At 69.1% G+C, this 15,671-nt stretch carries 19 protein-coding genes and 3 tRNA genes; 3 read left to right on the forward strand and 19 right to left on the reverse strand.

Annotated features, from left to right (window positions below; translation table 11 throughout):
• Window positions 1-233: 233 nt before the first annotated feature.
• From rplL to GTY56_RS17660, 9 genes are all read right to left on the reverse strand, one after another.
• Complete coding sequence (rplL, locus tag GTY56_RS17620) at window positions 234-623, reverse strand: 50S ribosomal protein L7/L12 (RefSeq protein ID WP_033308983.1); 390 nt, start codon at window positions 621-623, stop codon at window positions 234-236.
• Between the two features lie 115 nt (window positions 624-738).
• Window positions 739-1,269 carry a 50S ribosomal protein L10 gene (gene rplJ, locus GTY56_RS17625; RefSeq protein WP_033308984.1) on the reverse strand — a complete coding sequence of 177 codons (531 nt, stop codon included), beginning with the start codon at window positions 1,267-1,269 and terminating at the stop codon, window positions 739-741.
• Between the two features lie 309 nt (window positions 1,270-1,578).
• Entirely contained in the window at window positions 1,579-2,406 is an 828-nt protein-coding gene (locus tag GTY56_RS17630; RefSeq protein ID WP_161366334.1) for an SCO4651 family lipoprotein, read from the reverse strand.
• Window positions 2,407-2,500: 94 nt separating this feature from the next.
• Entirely contained in the window at window positions 2,501-3,358 is an 858-nt protein-coding gene (locus GTY56_RS17635; protein ID WP_161366335.1) for an SCO4651 family lipoprotein, read from the reverse strand.
• Between the two features lie 126 nt (window positions 3,359-3,484).
• On the reverse strand, window positions 3,485-4,210 hold the full coding sequence (rplA, locus tag GTY56_RS17640; RefSeq protein WP_033308987.1) for a 50S ribosomal protein L1: 726 nt from the start codon (window positions 4,208-4,210) through the stop codon (window positions 3,485-3,487).
• 77 nt (window positions 4,211-4,287) lie between these two features.
• Entirely contained in the window at window positions 4,288-4,722 is a 435-nt protein-coding gene (gene rplK / locus GTY56_RS17645; protein ID WP_003992325.1) for a 50S ribosomal protein L11, read from the reverse strand.
• A gap of 166 nt (window positions 4,723-4,888) precedes the next feature.
• Window positions 4,889-5,716, reverse strand: coding sequence for a transcription termination/antitermination protein NusG (nusG, locus tag GTY56_RS17650; RefSeq protein WP_033308988.1), 828 nt, complete (start codon window positions 5,714-5,716; stop codon window positions 4,889-4,891).
• Window positions 5,717-5,796: 80 nt separating this feature from the next.
• Window positions 5,797-6,081: a preprotein translocase subunit SecE gene (secE, locus tag GTY56_RS17655; RefSeq protein ID WP_030839741.1), complete on the reverse strand. Its 285-nt coding sequence runs from the start codon at window positions 6,079-6,081 to the stop codon at window positions 5,797-5,799.
• Window positions 6,082-6,189: 108 nt separating this feature from the next.
• Window positions 6,190-6,262, reverse strand: a tRNA-Trp gene (locus GTY56_RS17660).
• Window positions 6,263-6,568: 306 nt separating this feature from the next.
• Between GTY56_RS17660 and GTY56_RS17665 the strand changes: the two genes are divergently transcribed.
• Together GTY56_RS17665 and GTY56_RS17670 are read left to right on the forward strand one after the other, a co-directional pair.
• Window positions 6,569-7,795, forward strand: coding sequence for a pyridoxal phosphate-dependent aminotransferase (locus tag GTY56_RS17665; RefSeq protein ID WP_161366336.1), 1,227 nt, complete (start codon window positions 6,569-6,571; stop codon window positions 7,793-7,795).
• A 139-nt stretch (window positions 7,796-7,934) separates the two neighbouring features.
• Window positions 7,935-8,966, forward strand: coding sequence for an adenosine deaminase (locus GTY56_RS17670; protein ID WP_161366337.1), 1,032 nt, complete (start codon window positions 7,935-7,937; stop codon window positions 8,964-8,966).
• Between the two features lie 107 nt (window positions 8,967-9,073).
• Here the strand turns inward: GTY56_RS17670 and GTY56_RS17675 are convergent, their stop codons facing one another.
• Window positions 9,074-9,664 carry a TetR/AcrR family transcriptional regulator gene (locus GTY56_RS17675; protein WP_161366338.1) on the reverse strand — a complete coding sequence of 197 codons (591 nt, stop codon included), beginning with the start codon at window positions 9,662-9,664 and terminating at the stop codon, window positions 9,074-9,076.
• Between the two features lie 106 nt (window positions 9,665-9,770).
• Between GTY56_RS17675 and GTY56_RS17680 the strand changes: the two genes are divergently transcribed.
• A complete protein-coding gene (locus GTY56_RS17680) occupies window positions 9,771-10,403 on the forward strand; it encodes an NAD(P)-dependent oxidoreductase (protein WP_161366339.1) in 633 nt (210 codons plus the stop codon).
• Here GTY56_RS17680 and GTY56_RS17685 read toward each other — a convergent pair.
• The 9 genes from GTY56_RS17685 to GTY56_RS17725 all read right to left on the reverse strand — a co-directional run bounded on the left by GTY56_RS17685 (window position 10,400) and on the right by GTY56_RS17725 (window position 15,610).
• A complete protein-coding gene (locus tag GTY56_RS17685) occupies window positions 10,400-11,455 on the reverse strand; it encodes a UDP-N-acetylmuramate dehydrogenase (protein ID WP_161366340.1) in 1,056 nt (351 codons plus the stop codon). The genes GTY56_RS17680 and GTY56_RS17685 overlap by 4 nt on opposite strands.
• A 98-nt stretch (window positions 11,456-11,553) precedes the next feature.
• On the reverse strand, window positions 11,554-11,934 hold the full coding sequence (locus GTY56_RS17690; RefSeq protein WP_161366341.1) for a DUF3291 domain-containing protein: 381 nt from the start codon (window positions 11,932-11,934) through the stop codon (window positions 11,554-11,556).
• Between the two features lie 31 nt (window positions 11,935-11,965).
• Window positions 11,966-13,402, reverse strand: coding sequence for an MFS transporter (locus tag GTY56_RS17695; protein WP_161366342.1), 1,437 nt, complete (start codon window positions 13,400-13,402; stop codon window positions 11,966-11,968).
• 91 nt (window positions 13,403-13,493) lie between these two features.
• Window positions 13,494-14,063: a TetR/AcrR family transcriptional regulator gene (locus GTY56_RS17700; RefSeq protein WP_202510351.1), complete on the reverse strand. Its 570-nt coding sequence runs from the start codon at window positions 14,061-14,063 to the stop codon at window positions 13,494-13,496.
• A 112-nt stretch (window positions 14,064-14,175) separates the two neighbouring features.
• Window positions 14,176-14,604: a MaoC family dehydratase gene (locus tag GTY56_RS17705; protein WP_161366358.1), complete on the reverse strand. Its 429-nt coding sequence runs from the start codon at window positions 14,602-14,604 to the stop codon at window positions 14,176-14,178.
• Between the two features lie 8 nt (window positions 14,605-14,612).
• Window positions 14,613-15,065 carry a MaoC family dehydratase N-terminal domain-containing protein gene (locus GTY56_RS17710; protein WP_161366343.1) on the reverse strand — a complete coding sequence of 151 codons (453 nt, stop codon included), beginning with the start codon at window positions 15,063-15,065 and terminating at the stop codon, window positions 14,613-14,615.
• A gap of 100 nt (window positions 15,066-15,165) precedes the next feature.
• The gene (rpmG, locus tag GTY56_RS40615) at window positions 15,166-15,330 is read right to left on the reverse strand and encodes a 50S ribosomal protein L33 (RefSeq protein WP_003948671.1); all 165 of its coding nucleotides are present in this window, start codon (window positions 15,328-15,330) and stop codon (window positions 15,166-15,168) included.
• An 87-nt stretch (window positions 15,331-15,417) separates the two neighbouring features.
• A tRNA-Met gene (locus GTY56_RS17720) sits at window positions 15,418-15,490 on the reverse strand.
• A 47-nt stretch (window positions 15,491-15,537) separates the two neighbouring features.
• Window positions 15,538-15,610 (reverse strand) — tRNA-Thr (locus GTY56_RS17725).
• Window positions 15,611-15,671: the final 61 nt, after the last annotated feature.

Here is a 15,671-nt window from a genome sequence, read left to right on the forward strand (position 1 = left end):
CGTCCTGAGAATTGCGCGCTGCGTGCGGTTCGTCAAGGCCCCTCTGCCCGATCCGGGGCCGCCCGAAGACACGACGAAGATCACCATACCCCCCGCCACCGGGGCTTCCAGGCAACCGTGGCCCACCCCCGAGAACGCCGAAGAGCGACCACCCGGATGGATGATCGCTCTTCCGCGCTTACGCGTTACACGTCCAGGGGGACGTGTTGTGGATCCTGACGGATCCGAGGGTCTTACTTGACCTCGACGGAGGCGCCGGCGCCCTTGAGGGACTCGGCGGCCTTCTCGGCGGCGTCCTTGGCGACCTTCTCGAGAACGGGCTTCGGGGCGCCGTCCACGAGGTCCTTGGCCTCCTTCAGACCCAGGGAGGTCAGCTCACGCACGACCTTGATGACCTGGATCTTCTTGTCGCCGGCACCGGTGAGGATGACGTCGAACTCGTCCTGCTCCTCAGCGGCCTCGGCGGCGGCGCCACCAGCGGCACCACCGGCGACGACGACCGGCGCGGCAGCGGCGGCGGTGACGTCGAACTTCTCCTCGAACGCCTTCACGAACTCGGAGAGCTCGATGAGGGTCATCTCCTCGAACTGCGCGAGCAGGTCTTCCTGGCTGAGCTTCGCCATGATTGGCGGTCCTTCCACTAAATCGGCAGGTGCCGGATGTACATGTGAGGCGGGCGTACTACTGGCCCGCGACGGTCGCCGCGTTCAGGCAGCGGCGGCCGGGATGCGAGCCGAGTTACTCGGCACCGCCCTGCTCGTCCTGCTTGGCACGGAGCGCGTCCACGGTGCGGACGAGCTTCGACGGCAGCGCCTGGAAGACAGAGGCAGCCTGGGACTGCTTGCCCTTCATGGCACCGGCCAGCTTGGAGAGCAGAACCTCGCGGGACTCGAGGTCCGCAAGCTTCTTGATCTCATCGGCGGACAACGCCTTGCCGTCAAGGACGCCGCCCTTGATGACGAGGTTGGGGTTGTCCTTGGCGAAGTCACGGAGACCCTTCGCCGCCTCGACCGGGTCACCGGTCACGAAGGCGACGGCCGACGAACCCGCAAAGAGGTCGTCCAGCGTCGTGATCCCGGCCTCGTTGGCCGCAATCTTGGTCAGCGTGTTCTTCGCCACACGGTACTGAGCGTTCTCACCGAGTGAACGACGCAGCTGCTGGAGCTGCGCGACGGTGAGACCGGTGTACGCGGTAACGACAGCAGCGTTGGAGTTGCGGAACTTGTCCCGCATCTCCTCGACGGCATCGACCTTGTCAGGCCTCGCCATGAGCCTCGGCCTCCTTCCGGGTGATTCGGACCGCGCGGACCCGAAGGAGGACTGGGGAAAACGAAACGCCCCGGCGCAAGCGCACGGGGCGTAGCTCGACCGGTCTCACGCACGCACGGGGCGGGCGGTTTCCGGGAGCTTCTCCAGTGTCACCTGCGCGGGTCGTCCGCCGTTCAGCGGATCCTTCGGCCACCGCGCCCTCAGATGAGCGCGCGGTAACGACCAGCGGTCTTTGGCTTCGTTAGGAGAGTACGGGAACGGATCGCCGTCAAGCAAATCCGCCCGTACGGCTGATCAGCGCGGGGCGGTTCAGCCCTGGTCCAGCTCCTTGAACATCTCGCCCAGGTCCGCGACCTCGCCGGCCGGCGGGGCCTTGACGGTGACCGGCTTGTTGTAGTCGAGGAAGGTGATGGTCATGTCCATCGGGCCCTTGTCGGCCTGGCCCTTCATGCGGAACTGCTTGGTGTGCTCGTCGCCGTCGACCCACATGTCCATCGTGAGCTTGTCGACGCCGAGCTTCTCGAACTGCTTGAGGCTCTTCTCGCGCTGCTCGCGGGTCTCGCCCTTGCTGTCCTTGAGCGAAGCACGCAGATCGGCGAGGGTGGCCGTGCCCGTGTAGTGGGTGGTCTCGACGCCGTCGACCTTCTCGCTGCCGACCTTCTTCACGTCCTTGGCGCCCGTGAGGAAGGTGGACTGCGCCGCCGGGTTCTGCTCGGCCTGGCTCGTGGACCCCATCTTGTCCAGGTCCTTGGCCGCGTCGGAACCGGAGAGGTCGAACTTCAGCCAGCGCTTGCCGTCCATCTGCTTGGCCATCTCGGCTCCCCCACCGAGATACATGGCCTTGTCGACGAGCCGGATCTCCACGGATTCACCGGCGGCCTGATCGGGCGCCTGCATCTTCATGCTCATGGCGATCGTGGGCTTCAGGCGCATGGCCGCCTCGCCCTCGACGCGGCCCGACTCCGGGACCGTGCCCTTCATGCGGTACTGGAGAGACGTGATGTCCTCCGTGTTCTTCGCCGCCTTGGCGACGGCCGCCGCGGGCGTCATCTCGGGCGACTCCTCGGAGCCGCAGCCGACAGCGCCGGCGGCGAGAAGCAGAGCGCCCAGCCCGGCGGCAGGTATGGATGTTCTCATTTGATTCCCCCCAAGGAATACATGCTTGCTTCACAGCAAGGCCGTGAGCCTATCCCAGCGGGGCACAAGTGATCTATCGGGATTGACGGAGGCCTCAGGGCGTTCCGGTCCGCTTCCTCATCAGGTCCTCGAAGTCCCCGGTGTCGGACGCCGGGGGCCGCTCGGCCCGGACCGCGGCGCCGTAGTCGGCGTAATGCGCGGTCTGGGTCATCAGGCCCGTGGTCATCCGCGCCTTCTCGACCTTCTTGACCAGCAGGTTCCGCTTGTCGATCCAGATGTCGACGGTCTCCGTGGTGACTCCGGCCCCGGTGAGCTGCTTGCGCAGTCCGGCGTCGGCGACGTCGGCCGCCGCCACGGTGCCGGACCAGTGCGTGGCGGCCTTGCCGCGGACGGTCTCCTCGCCGACCTTCCTGACGTCGCCGGCGGACAGCAGGAGCTTCACCGACTGGTTGGGGGTGGTACTGCGCATCTGGTCGCCGAGGTGGGGACCGGAGCTGCCGGCGAGGGCTTGGAGGTCGTCGTACGCGTACCGGATCCAGTGCTTGCCGCCGGTCTGCTCGGCGAACTTCTCGCCCAGGCGCGCGTAGTACGCGTCGGGCAGGTAGCGGGCCTCCATGGAGGTGGTGCCGAGCCGGCGCATGGTGTCGCCCACGGTGCCGCCGGTGTACGTGATGGTGAGGGTGCCGGTGAGGCCGTCACCCCAGCCGAGGATCCCGTCGGCGGTCATGGACATCAGCGAGCCCATGGTGGTCGTGGACTCGACCCGGGCGGACGCGGCGTGCTCGGTCGCGCGCTCGGCGGAGCGCAGGGCCGCCAGGGAGCGGCCACGGGCGGCGCGGTCGTCCCGGCCCGGGTCGCCGGAGGAGTCCTGGGACGTGCAGGCCGCCACCCCCGTCAGCGCGGTCGCCGCCGCGAGCACCAGGCCCACGCGGCGCACGGTCGTGCCCTGCATACGTCCCCCGTTCGTATCCGGTTCCCGCACGTTAACCCAGGCCACCGGCGTACGTACCGGAAAAGGGAACGGGCCCCGCACCTGTAAGAGGTGCGGGGCCCGTGACCGGTTGGGTGAGCCTCAGGCTCAGACCGCAGCCGGGTCCTCCTCGACGAGGAGGTTGCGGGTGCGGTTCGGGTCGACCGGAATGCCGGGGCCCATCGTGGTGCTGATGGCGGCCTTCTTGATGTAGCGACCCTTGGCGGCGGACGGCTTCAGACGGAGGATCTCCTCCAGCGCGGCGCCGTAGTTCTCCACCAGCTTGGTGTCGTCGAAGGACGACTTGCCGATGATGAAGTGCAGGTTCGAGTGCTTGTCGACGCGGAACTCGATCTTGCCGCCCTTGATCTCGGTGACGGCCTTGGCCACGTCGGGGGTGACGGTGCCGGTCTTCGGGTTCGGCATCAGACCACGCGGACCGAGCACGCGGCCGAGGCGGCCGACCTTGCCCATGAGGTCCGGGGTGGCGACGACGGCGTCGAAGTCCAGACGGCCCTTCGACACCTCGTCGATCAGTTCGTCGGAGCCGACGATGTCGGCGCCCGCGGCCTCCGCGGCCGCAGCACGGTCACCGGTCGCGAAGACCAGGACCCGGGCGGTCTTGCCGGTGCCGTGCGGAAGGTTCACGGTGCCACGGACCATCTGGTCGGCCTTGCGCGGGTCGACACCCAGGCGGAAGGCGACCTCGACGGTGCCGTCGAACTTGGTCGTGGAGGTGTCCTTGGCGAGACGGACGGCCTCGAGCGGGGCGTAGAGCTTCTCCCGGTCGACCTTGGCGTCCGCAGCGCGAAGGGACTTGCTGCGCTTGCTCACTACTGCTCCTGTGGATTCTTAGGAGTCGTGGTCCGGGCCGAGCAGGCCCTGCCACTTCTGCTGATGGAGGTTGGGGCTCAGCCCTCGACCGTGACGCCCATGGAACGGGCGGTGCCGGCGATGATCTTCTCGGCGGCGTCCAGGTCGTTGGCGTTGAGGTCGGGCATCTTGGTCGTGGCGATCTCACGGACCTGGTCACGCGTGATCTTCGCGACCTTGGTCTTGTGCGGCTCGCCCGAGCCCTTCTCGATGCCCGCGGCCTTCAGGATCATCTTCGCGGCCGGCGGCGTCTTGGTGATGAAGGTGAAGGAACGGTCCTCGTAGACCGTGATCTCCACCGGAATCACCCAGCCACGCTGCGACTCGGTCGCGGCGTTGTAGGCCTTGCAGAACTCCATGATGTTCACGCCGTGCTGACCCAGCGCGGGGCCGACCGGCGGGGCCGGGTTGGCGGCACCGGCCTGGATCTGGAGCTTGATGAGCCCCGTGACCTTCTTCTTCTTGGGAGGCATAGCTCTCCGGGTCCTTTCGATTCGGGTCCTGCCCGCATACGGGGACCACCCGGATGCAGGCATACCGCACAACGATAACGGGTATAGATGCGCGGCCAAAAACCGAGCAGGTCAGGCAAGCGCCGGAGCGATCGCCTGACCTGCGCGGAAGCGGTGAGTCCGGAAGTCAGTTCTTCTGGATCTGGTCGAAGGAGAGCTCGACCGGCGTCTCGCGACCGAAGATCTCGACGAGGCCCTTGACCTTCTTCGAGTCCGGGTTGATCTCGTTGATGGTCGCCTGAAGCGTGGCGAACGGGCCGTCGGTGACGGTGACCGAGTCGCCGACCTCGAAGTCCAGCACCTGGACCTCGACCTTGCGCTGCGGAGCCGGCTTGCCCTCGGCCTCGGCGGCCTCACGGGCGGCCTTCTCCTCGGCCTCCGGGGCGAGCATCTTGACGATCTCGTCCAGGGTCAGCGGGTACGGGTCGTAGGCGTTGCCCACGAAGCCGGTGACGCCGGGGGTGTTGCGGACGACGCCCCAGGACTCGTTCGTCAGGTCCATGCGGACGAGGACGTAGCCCGGGAGCTTGTTCTGCTTGATCGTCTTGCGGTCGCCGTTCTTGATCTGGACGACCTCTTCCTGCGGCACCTCGGCCTGGAAGATGTAGTCCTCGACGTTCAGCGAGACGGCGCGCTGCTCCAGGTTGGTCTTCACGCGGTTCTCGTAGCCGGCGTAGGTGTGGATGACGTACCACTCGCCGGGCAGGACGCGCAGTTCCTCGCGGAGCTTCTCGATCGGGTCGCGGTCGTCCTCGGGCTCTTCCTCGACGAGTTCTTCCGCGGCCTCTTCGCCGTCCTCGGTCTCCGCCTCGGCGGCGTCGTCCGCGACGGCGTCGGCAGCCTCGACCTCGGCGGAGGCCTCGGTGTCCTCGTTGTCCGCGCCCTCGACGATGTCGAGCTCGTCCTCGACGGACTCGACCGGCTCGATGGCGTCGTTCACGTTCGGGTCAGACACGGTGGCTGCTTCTTCCTGGATACAAGGGGGTGGAACATGCGAAAGGAGCGCCGGGTACCTCGGCGCTCTTCGCGGACTGCTCAGCCGAACACGTACTTGGCGGCGTTGCTGAGCCCATAGTCAATCACGGTGACCAGGCCGATCATGATGACGACGAAGATGATCACCACGGTCGTGTAGGTCGTCAGCTGGTTGCGCGTCGGCCAGACGACCTTGCGCAGTTCCGCGACGATCTGACGGTAGAAGAGGGCAAGGCGCTTCAGCGGGCCCTTCTTGCCACGCTTACCACCCTTGCGGGTCTTCTTCGACTCCGGCGCCTCGTCCTGGGCATCAGGCATGTCGATGGAGCCCACGGCGTCCGTCACTCGTCCTCACCTGATTCCGGGTCGTGGCCGTGCCGCGCCCGGTCTGAGCCGCACGGCGGTGCATTGCTGTACGTACATGCGCACACATCCTGGCGAAGGTGTGTGTAGCAGGGCCGGAGGGACTTGAACCCCCAACCGCTGGTTTTGGAGACCAGTGCTCTACCAATTGAGCTACGACCCTTTGTGTGTCCCCCAACGTACCGCATCCGTCCGGATGCTTGGTGTGCACCGAACGGGCGCGGCCTGTGAGAGGCCAACGAGGTGAGAGTGTACGTGCTCCGCGGCCGGTCGTCGAACAGAAAGGGGCCGCGGGAAGGCTCGTTGGCGGAAGATCGCCTCCGGGGCGGGGGGCGGACTGACGGGAATCCGCTGAAGATCGCGCAGGCCGTGCAGGAGATCCGCACTGTTGTTCAGGGGTTTGCCCGAGGTTGTTCAGTCTGTGAAACCCCCGTGCCGCGCGCGTTTCCGGTCTGAAACGATGGGGCCCATGAGCGCTGCAACCCCTCCCACCGAGCGCCGGGTCTCCGCCCGAGTCGGCGCGATCTCCGAGTCCGCCACCCTCGCCGTGGACGCCAAGGCCAAGGCCCTCAAGGCCGCCGGGCGGCCGGTGATCGGCTTCGGCGCCGGTGAGCCCGACTTCCCGACTCCGGACTACATCGTGCAGGCGGCCATCGATGCCTGCTCGAACCCGAAGTACCACCGCTACACGCCGGCCGGCGGCCTCCCCGAGCTGAAGGCCGCGATCGCCGCGAAGACGCTGCGCGACTCGGGCTACGAGCCGGACGTCTCGGAGATCCTGGTCACCAACGGTGGCAAGCAGGCCATCTACGAGGCCTTCGCCGCGATCCTCGACCCGGGCGACGAGGTCATCGTGCCCGCGCCGTACTGGACGACGTACCCGGAGTCGATCCGGCTGGCCGGGGGTGTCCCGGTGGAGGTCGTCGCCGACGAGACGACCGGCTACCGGGTGACCGTCGAGCAGCTGGAGGCGGCCCGCACGGAGAAGACGAAGGTCGTCCTCTTCGTCTCGCCGTCCAACCCGACCGGCGCGGTCTACAGCGAGCAGGAGACCGAGGCCATCGGTCGCTGGGCCGTCGAGCACGGCCTGTGGGTGATGACCGACGAGATCTACGAGCACCTCGTCTACGGCGATGCCTCCGCCGTGTCGCTGCCGGCGGTACTGCCGGAGCTGCGCGACAAGTGCGTCGTGGTCAACGGCGTCGCGAAGACGTACGCGATGACCGGCTGGCGTGTCGGGTGGATCATCGGCCCGAAGGACGTCGTCAAGGCCGCGACGAACCTCCAGTCGCACGCCACGTCCAACGTGTCCAACGTCGCCCAGGCCGCCGCACTGGCCGCCGTCTCCGGTGACCTGGACGCCGTGGCGACGATGCGTGAGGCCTTCGACCGGCGCCGCAAGACCATCGTGCGGATGCTGAACGAGATCGACGGCGTGCTGTGCCCGGAGCCGGAGGGCGCGTTCTACGCGTACCCGTCGGTGAAGGCCCTGGTCGGCAAGGAGATCCGGGGCAGGCGGCCGAAGGACACGGTCGAGCTGGCCGCGCTGATCCTGGAGGAGGCCGAGGTCGCGGTGGTGCCCGGTGAGGCGTTCGGCACGCCCGGGTACCTGCGGCTGTCGTACGCGCTGGGTGACGAGGACCTGGTCGAGGGCGTGAGCCGGATCCAGAAGCTGCTGGCGGAGGCCAGGGACTGAGAGCTGTGCCTCACGTGAGGCGGTGGCGGGCCGTTCCCCTTGCGGGGAGCGGCTCGCCTTTCTCGTGTACGCGTGCGAGCAAGACCACGTTCGGGGAAAGAGCTACCGGGACGGCTGGGACGTACGGCAGGATCTTTGGATGGAGCGTGTACGTGATGTCTCTGAGCTGCCGAAAGCCCATCTGCACCTGCACTTCACCGGGTCGATGCGGCCCTCGACCGTGCTGGAACTGGCCGACAAGTACGGGGTACGGCTGCCCGAGGCGCTGACCGAGGCGCTGGTCGGCGGGGAGCCGCCGAGGCTGCGGGCCACGGACGAGCGGGGCTGGTTCCGCTTCCAGCGGCTGTACGACGCTGCGCGTTCGTGCCTGCGGGAGCCGGAGGACATCCAGCGGCTGGTGCGGGAGGCCGCGGAGGAGGACGTGCGGGACGGGTCGGGGTGGCTGGAGATCCAGGTCGACCCGACGTCGTACGCGCCCCGGCTGGGCGGGCTGATCCCGGCGCTGGAGGTCATCCTGGACGCGGTGGAGACGACGTCGCGGGAGACCGGGCTCGGGATGCGGGTGCTGGTCGCGGCGAACCGGATGAAGCACCCGCTGGACGCGCGGACGCTGGCCCGGCTGGCCGTGCGGTACGCGGACCGGGGCGTGGTCGGGTTCGGACTGTCGAACGACGAGCGGCGGGGGATGGCGCGGGACTTCGACCGGGCGTTCGGGATCGCCCGCGAGGCCGGGTTGCTGTCGGCGCCGCACGGCGGTGAGCTGGCGGGCCCGTCGTCGGTGCGGGACTGTCTGGACGACCTCGGGGCGAGCCGGGTGGGTCACGGGGTGCGGGCCGCGGAGGACCCGCGGCTGATGAAACGGCTGGCGGACCGGCAGGTGACCTGCGAGGTGTGCCCCGCGTCGAACGTGGCGCTCGGGGTGTACGAGAAGCCGGAGGACGTGCCGCTGCGGACGCTGTTCGAGGCGGGCGTGCCGTTGGCGCTGGGCGCGGACGACCCGTTGCTGTTCGGGTCGCGTCTTGCCGCGCAGTACGAGATCGCCCGACGGCATCACGGGTTCACGGACGCCGAGCTGGCGGAGGTGGCCCGGCAGTCGGTCCGGGGTTCGGCGGCCCCGGAGGACGTGAAGGCCAAGCTGCTGTCGGGCGTTGACGACTGGTTGATGTCCTAGGGGTGCGGGTCGCTTCTCGAGGGGCGGTATGCCGGTGCCGGGTGCCTGCGGCGGCCTCCGCCGCTCCGGCGGGCTGCTGACCCGCCCCGGCACCGGCAGGACGCGGGTCAGCTCGCGATACCCGCCAGCAGCGTGCGGGCCAGACCCGCGGCGAACGACTCCACCGGGGGGCGGCCCCCCGGTGCCGCGTCGTACGCGAACGCCCGCTGCGCGCACGCCCCCATCAGCAACGACGCCGCGGTGAACGTGTCCACGTCGGCCCTCACCCGCCCGGCGGCCCGCTCGGCCCGCAGGTAGTCGTCCAGGTACGCGATCGGCACATGCGGGCCCGTACCCAGCTCGCGCATCATCTCGTCATGCCGCCGCTTCAACTGCGTCTCGGCGTACAGCGACGCGGCGATCGGAAAGCTCTGCTCGTAGAACAGGGCCGCCTGGTGGGCGATCTCCCTGAGGTTCGCCTCCAGCGTGCCCTGCCCGGGCTCCGCGGCCAGTCCCCGCAGCAGCGGGCCGAGTTGGGGCAGCCGCTCCGAGAGGACGCGGATGAACAGGTCCTCCTTGCTCGTGAAGTGCTTGTAGAGCGCGGCCTCGGAGCAACCGGCTGCCCGGGCGATCTCCTTCGTGGTGGCGCGGGCGAGCCCGACGGTGAGCATCAGCTGATGCGCAGCGTCCAGGACGCGCTCCCGGGCCGGTGGCTGCATGGCGGATCCTTAATGGCTTGACGGGTGGGTGAGTACTCACTCACCCTACGGAGAAGACCAGAGGTGAGTGAACACCCACCAACCTATCCGGCAGGGGACGTACCTCATGAAGCTGACTGTGTTCGGTGCCACCGGCGGCGTCGGGCGGGAAATCGTGCGGCAGGCGCTGACGGCGGGCCACCAGGTCACGGCGGTCGTCCGGGACCCGGCCCGGCTGACCGTGACCGGCGCCGGCCTGGAGGTGTGCCGGGCGGACCTGACCGACGCCGAGGCGTTGCGCCCTGCCGTGACCGGGCGGGACGCCGTGTTGTCGGGCCTCGGGGCCCGCAGCCGTAAGCACGCCGGAGACGCGACCCGGCTGACCCGGACGGTGCTGGACGCCATGGAGGCGGAGGGCGTGCGGCGGCTGCTGGCGATCAGCGCCGCCCCGATCGGGCCCGTGCCCGAGGGCGACGCGGCGCTCGACCGGGTGGCGCGCGCCGTCGTCTCGCGGATCTACCAGGACGTCTACGCCGACCTGCGCGCGATGGAGGCGGGGATCGCCCGCAGTGCCACCGACTGGACGGTGGTACGGCCCCCGAGACTGCTGAACCGGCCGGTCAGCGGGATGTACCGGGTGGCCGTCGGGGGGACTCCGCCCAGGGCCCGCTCCCTGGGACGTGCCGACGTCGCGCACGCGATGCTGGCGATGGTCGGCGACGCGGCCACCGTGAAGCAGGGCGTGGGTCTCGCCTACTAGAGGCTGACGCCCACCGTGACCGGCTCGTTGACCAGGGTGATTCCGAAGGCGTCACGGACTCCTGCCACGACCTCGCGGGCCAGGGCGAGGAGGTCTTCCGTCGTCGCGCTCCCCCGGTTCGTGAGCGCCAGCGTGTGCTTCGTGGAGATGCGGGCCGGACCGTCGCCGTACCCCTTCGTGAAGCCCGCCTTGTCGATCAGCCAGGCCGCGGAGGTCTTGGTGCGGCCCTCACCCGCCGGGTACGCCGGGGGCTCCACCCCGACGCCGAGCCGCTCATGCACGCGGGCGCGGAACGCCGCGAAGTCCGTGTCCGTGAGGATCGGGTTGGTGAAGAAGGAGCCCGCCGACCAGGTGTCGTGGTCCTCGGGGTCCAGGACCATGCCCTTGCCGGCGCGCAGCTTGAGCACCGTCTCCCGGGCCTGCGTCAGCGGGACGCGGTCGCCGGGCTCCACTCCGAGGGCCCGGGCCGTCTCGGCGTACCGGAGGGGGGCGGAGAGGCCCTCGGCGTCCTCCAGGGCGAAGCGGACGCGCAGGACCACGTAGCGCTCGGGGTCGGACTTGAAGCGGCTGTGGCGGTAGGAGAAGGCGCAGTCCTCGTTGGCGAGGGTGACCGTCTCGCCGGAGCTGCGGTCGTAGGCGACGACCTCGGTGATCGTCGAGGAGACCTCCTGGCCGTACGCCCCGACGTTCTGGATGGGGGTCGCGCCCGCCGAGCCGGGGATGCCGGCCAGGCACTCGATGCCGGCCAGACCCGCCTCGACCGTGCGGGCGACCGCGTCGGTCCAGATCTCGCCGGCCGCGAGCTCCAGGCCGGTGCCGTCGAGGCAGAAGCCCTTCGTAGCGATGACGAGGGCGGTGCCCTCGAAGCCCTTGTCGCCGATGACCAGGTTCGAGCCGCCGCCGATGAGCAGCAGCGGGGTGCCCGCCTCGTCGGCTTCGCGGACGGCGGCGATCACCTCGTCGTCCGTCGTCGCGGTGACCAGCCGGGTCGCGGGACCGCCCAGCCGGAAGGTCGTCAGCGGGGCGAGGGGGGCGTCGTGGAGTTCCTGCACGGGCTCAAGAGTACGAGACGGCACTGACGGCTCCGGGCACGTGTGGGTGCGGCCCCCTTTCGCCGGGGAAAGGGGGCCGCACGCGTGCGTGGTGCCTCTCAGGGCAGACGGCGGAGCGCCTCGGACCAGGAGAGCGGGAGGTTGTCGCTGCTCACCTGCCAGGTGGTGAAGGCCGAGTCCTTCATCTGCGGGGCGAGGCCCCGGGAGGAGTGGCCGTGGGCGCCCGCGCGGACGAAGGCGTGCAGCGCGTCCTTGGACTCCCAGGCCGACAAGGTCCAGAAGGTCCGTTTGAAGGGCTTCGCCCTCAGGGTGGCTCCGTAGGCGCCGGGGCTCCGGCGGACCTGCCGCCAGACGGCGGGCGTTCCGGCGAGGAACCTCAGGGCTCCCCAGAGCGTGCGGGTCTCGAAGCGCGAGGCGAAGACGTGCACCTCGGTGTCGCGGGGCGGGGTGTTCGGGACGGTCCAGGGAAGAGTGGGCATGGCCGCTTCTCCTTGTTCGGGTCCTTCGGGGTCAGTGGGCGGCCTTCTCCAGCACCGGCGCCGGTTCGTCCGGCTGCGCCTGCCGTTCCGTGCTCCGCCGGGTCGGTATGAGCAGGGCGGCGATGCCCGCGACGGCGACCACCGCGGAGCCCGTCACCAGGGCCGGCCGCATGCCGTCGACGAAGGTCTGGCCGGTCTCGTAGCCGCCCTGGGCCGCGAAGATCGACCCCATGACGGCGATGCCGAGCGCCCCGCCCACCTCGCGCAGGGCGTTGTTGGCGCCGGAGGCGATGCCCTGCTCCGAGGGCCGCACGCTGGACATGACCAGGTGCGATGCGGGGGCGAAGAACAGCGCCATGCCGACGCCGCTGATGATCAGGGCGGGCAGCTGGGACAGGTAGGAGGCGTCGGCCGTGGCCACCACCGCCATGTAGCCGAGGCCCAGCGCCTGCAGGAAGAGGCCCGCGGCGACGACCGGGCGGCCGCCGATGCGGTCGGCCAGGATGCCGGCGATCGGGGCGACCAGCATCGGCATACCGGTCCAGGGCAGCATCCTCAGGCCCGCCTCGGTGGGCGAGTAGCCGAGGACGCCCTGCATGTACTGGCTGAGCAGGAAGATCGAGCCGAACATGCCGAGGAACATCAGCAGGCTCGCCGCGTTGATGCCGGAGAACGCCCGGGAGCGGAACAGCCGCATCGGCAGCATGGGGTTCTTGGCGCGCGTGCTGTAGAGGATGAAGCCGACGAGCAGCGCTCCGCCCGCGAACAGCCCGGTCAGGACGAGGGCGGAGGTCCAGCCGTCGGCGGGGCCGCGCACCAGCCCGTAGACGATGCCGAACAGGCCGCCGCTGGCGAGCAGGGTGCCGGGGACGTCGAGCGGCGCTCCGGTGCCGTGGGACTCGGCGAGGCGGAGGCGGGCGAGCGGCAGCAGGGCCAGCCCCAGCGGGACGTTCAGCCAGAAGATCCACTGCCAGGAGATGTGCTCGGTGAGGGTGCCGCCGACGAGCGGTCCGGAGGCGACGGCGAGTCCGTTGACGGCGCCCCAGATGCCGTACGCCATCCCGCGCTTGGCGACGGGCACGGCGGCGGTCAGCAGGGTCAGCGTCAGCGGCATCATCACCGCGGCGCCGGCGCCCTGGACCGCGCGGGCGGCGATGAGGGAGTCGATGCCGGGCGCCATGGCCGCGGCGGCGGAGGCTCCGGTGAAGACGGCGAGCCCGGCGATGAACAGCCGTCGGCGGCCGAAACGGTCGCCGAGAGCCGCGCCGAACATCAGCAGGACGGCGAAGGTGAGCGTGTAGGCACTCACCGTCCATTCCAGGTCGTGCAGCCCGCCGCCGAGGTCCTCCCGGATGGAGGGCAGGGCGGTGGTGACGACGAGGTTGTCGAGGGCCGCCATGAATCCGGCGACGCTGGTGATGACGAGGGCCCAGGCGGCTCCCCCGGGACGTGCGGTCTGCTGTGACATCGCTCCCCCATGGAGTGTGTGCCGTGATCGATTAGTTATTGATTACTAACTTCCGTGATCATGAGAATGCCCCGCCCCCCACCCTTCCCTGTCAGCCTTCCGGCTGGGCCTTGCGGCGCGCCGAGGGGTACATGCCCTCCCAGACGCGGTGCCCGGGCGGGAATCCCATGGCCGTCAGGCAGTTGATGAGCATTCCGTACGCCATGAACATCGTGGTCTCACCGGCGTCGGCCCCCAGCGGGAGGTGGACGGTGTCCCACAGGCGCATCCAGCCGGCCCGCACCGACTCGCCGAACTCATGGTCACCCTCCTCCTCGGCGGCCTTCACGGCGACGTACATCTGCATCTGCATCATGAGCCGCTCGGGACGCTCCTCGATGACCTTGGTGTACGCCTCCCCCATGGCATGCAGGGCCTCTTCACCCTCGAGCCCCTCGGAGGCCTCCGCGAACGTGCGGATGGTGTCTTCCACGCAGCGCTCCGCCGCCGCCAGGAAGATCGCCTTCTTGCCGGGGAAGAGCCGGAAGAGGTACGGCTGCGACACACCGACCCGACGGGCGATCGCCTCGGTCGAGGTGCCGTGGTAGCCACCGCGGGCGAACTCGGTCGTCGCGGCCCGGATGACGCTCTCGCGTCGCTCTTCCGCACTCATCCTTGCCATGCCTGAAAAGTTAGTACTCAATCACTAACTACGTCAAGCGATGGCGTGCCCGAGACACACGTAAGGGGCGCCCCGCAATGGAGGACGCCCCTTACGTCGTGTCGCTGCTGTCTCAGGCCAGTCGCACGACCGCCCGCGACATGCCCAGCACCTTCTGCCCGGCGCTGGTCGCGGTCAGGTCCACGCGGACCGTGTTGTCGTCGAGCTTGGCGGCGACCTTGCCGGCGACCTCGATCACGGCACCCTGGTCGTCGTTCGGCACGACGACCGGCTTGGTGAAGCGGACGCCGTACTCGACCACCGCGCCCGGGTCGCCGGTCCAGTCGGTGACCACACGGATCGCCTCGGCCATGGTGAACATGCCGTGCGCGATGACGTCCGGCAGGCCGACCTCCTTGGCGAACTTCTCGTTCCAGTGGATCGGGTTGAAGTCGCCGGAGGCGCCCGCGTACCGGACGAGGGTGTCGCGGGTCACGGGGAAGGTCTGCGCGGGCAGTTCGGTGCCGACCTCGACGTCGGAGTAGGAGATCTTCGCGGTCATGGGGTCGCTCACGCCTCCTCGGCCGCGCGGGCCACGAGCTTGGTCCAGGCGGTCACGACGTGCTCGCCCGCCTCGTCGTGCACCTCACCGCGGATGTCCACGATGTCGTTGCCCGCGAGGGACTTGACGGCCTCGATGGTCGAGGTGACCGAGAGCCGGTCGCCGGCCCGGACCGGGCGGCGGTAGGCGAACTTCTGGTCGCCGTGCACCACGCGGCTGTAGTCCAGGCCGAGCTGCGGGTCCTGGACGACCTGGCCGGCGGCCTTGAAGGTGATCGCGAAGACGAAGGTCGGAGGGGCGATCACATCGGGGTGCCCGAGTGCCTTGGCGGCTTCCGCGTCCGTGTACGCCGGGTTGGCGTCCCCGACCGCCTCGGCGAACTCACGGATCTTCTCCCGGCCCACCTCGTACGGCGCGGTGGGCGGGTACGTCCGCCCCACGAAGGACTGGTCGAGCGCCATGGCTCGGCACCTCCTGGTAGCTCTACTGACCGGTACGGGTCCCTCAACGACGCGAGGCCGCCCCCGATCACTCGGGAACGGCCTCGCGTACGAGCCTGATTTATCGCGTTTCGCGGTGCGCGGTGTGCGCGTTGCAACGCGGGCAGTGCTTCTTCATCTCCAGACGATCCGGGTTGTTACGCCGGTTCTTCTTGGTGATGTAGTTCCGCTCCTTGCACTCCACGCAGGCCAGCGTGATCTTCGGGCGGACGTCGGTGGCAGCCACGTGAGTGCTCCTAAGACGAACGGATGGGCATTTAACGCAAGAAGAGTAGCCGATCGAAGGACCGACCCCGCAATCGGCTACTGTCAGTAGCGGTGACCGGACTTGAACCGGTGACACAGCGATTATGAGCCGCTTGCTCTACCGACTGAGCTACACCGCTTTGATGTGGTCCGGACCCCGTCTTGCGACGGGAGCCAGTCACACCAGAGCCCCAAAACGGAATCGAACCGTTGACCTTCTCCTTACCATGGAGACGCTCTGCCGACTGAGCTATTGGGGCGAGCGATGAAGACATTACACGCTCCGCCGCCGTTCGCCCAAATCCGTTTCGAGGCACTCGC

This window comes from Streptomyces sp. SID5643, assembly GCF_009872555.1.
GTDB lineage: Bacteria > Actinomycetota > Actinomycetes > Streptomycetales > Streptomycetaceae > Streptomyces > Streptomyces iakyrus.

Excerpts from the sequence above, each read along its gene's own strand:
- rplL (WP_033308983.1), bottom strand. The coding sequence starts at position 623 with ATGGCGAAGCTCAGCCAGGAAGACCTGCTCGCGCAGTTCGAGGAGATG.
- rplJ (WP_033308984.1), bottom strand. The coding sequence starts at position 1,269 with ATGGCGAGGCCTGACAAGGTCGATGCCGTCGAGGAGATGCGGGACAAG.
- GTY56_RS17630 (WP_161366334.1), bottom strand. The coding sequence starts at position 2,406 with ATGAGAACATCCATACCTGCCGCCGGGCTGGGCGCTCTGCTTCTCGCC.
- GTY56_RS17635 (WP_161366335.1), bottom strand. The coding sequence starts at position 3,358 with ATGCAGGGCACGACCGTGCGCCGCGTGGGCCTGGTGCTCGCGGCGGCG.
- rplK (WP_003992325.1), bottom strand. The coding sequence starts at position 4,722 with ATGCCTCCCAAGAAGAAGAAGGTCACGGGGCTCATCAAGCTCCAGATC.
- GTY56_RS17665 (WP_161366336.1), top strand. The coding sequence starts at position 6,569 with ATGAGCGCTGCAACCCCTCCCACCGAGCGCCGGGTCTCCGCCCGAGTC.
- GTY56_RS17670 (WP_161366337.1), top strand. The coding sequence starts at position 7,935 with ATGGAGCGTGTACGTGATGTCTCTGAGCTGCCGAAAGCCCATCTGCAC.
- GTY56_RS17675 (WP_161366338.1), bottom strand. The coding sequence starts at position 9,664 with ATGCAGCCACCGGCCCGGGAGCGCGTCCTGGACGCTGCGCATCAGCTG.
- GTY56_RS17680 (WP_161366339.1), top strand. The coding sequence starts at position 9,771 with ATGAAGCTGACTGTGTTCGGTGCCACCGGCGGCGTCGGGCGGGAAATC.
- GTY56_RS17690 (WP_161366341.1), bottom strand. The coding sequence starts at position 11,934 with ATGCCCACTCTTCCCTGGACCGTCCCGAACACCCCGCCCCGCGACACC.
- GTY56_RS17695 (WP_161366342.1), bottom strand. The coding sequence starts at position 13,402 with ATGTCACAGCAGACCGCACGTCCCGGGGGAGCCGCCTGGGCCCTCGTC.
- GTY56_RS17700 (WP_202510351.1), bottom strand. The coding sequence starts at position 14,063 with ATGGCAAGGATGAGTGCGGAAGAGCGACGCGAGAGCGTCATCCGGGCC.
- GTY56_RS17705 (WP_161366358.1), bottom strand. The coding sequence starts at position 14,604 with ATGACCGCGAAGATCTCCTACTCCGACGTCGAGGTCGGCACCGAACTG.
- GTY56_RS17710 (WP_161366343.1), bottom strand. The coding sequence starts at position 15,065 with ATGGCGCTCGACCAGTCCTTCGTGGGGCGGACGTACCCGCCCACCGCG.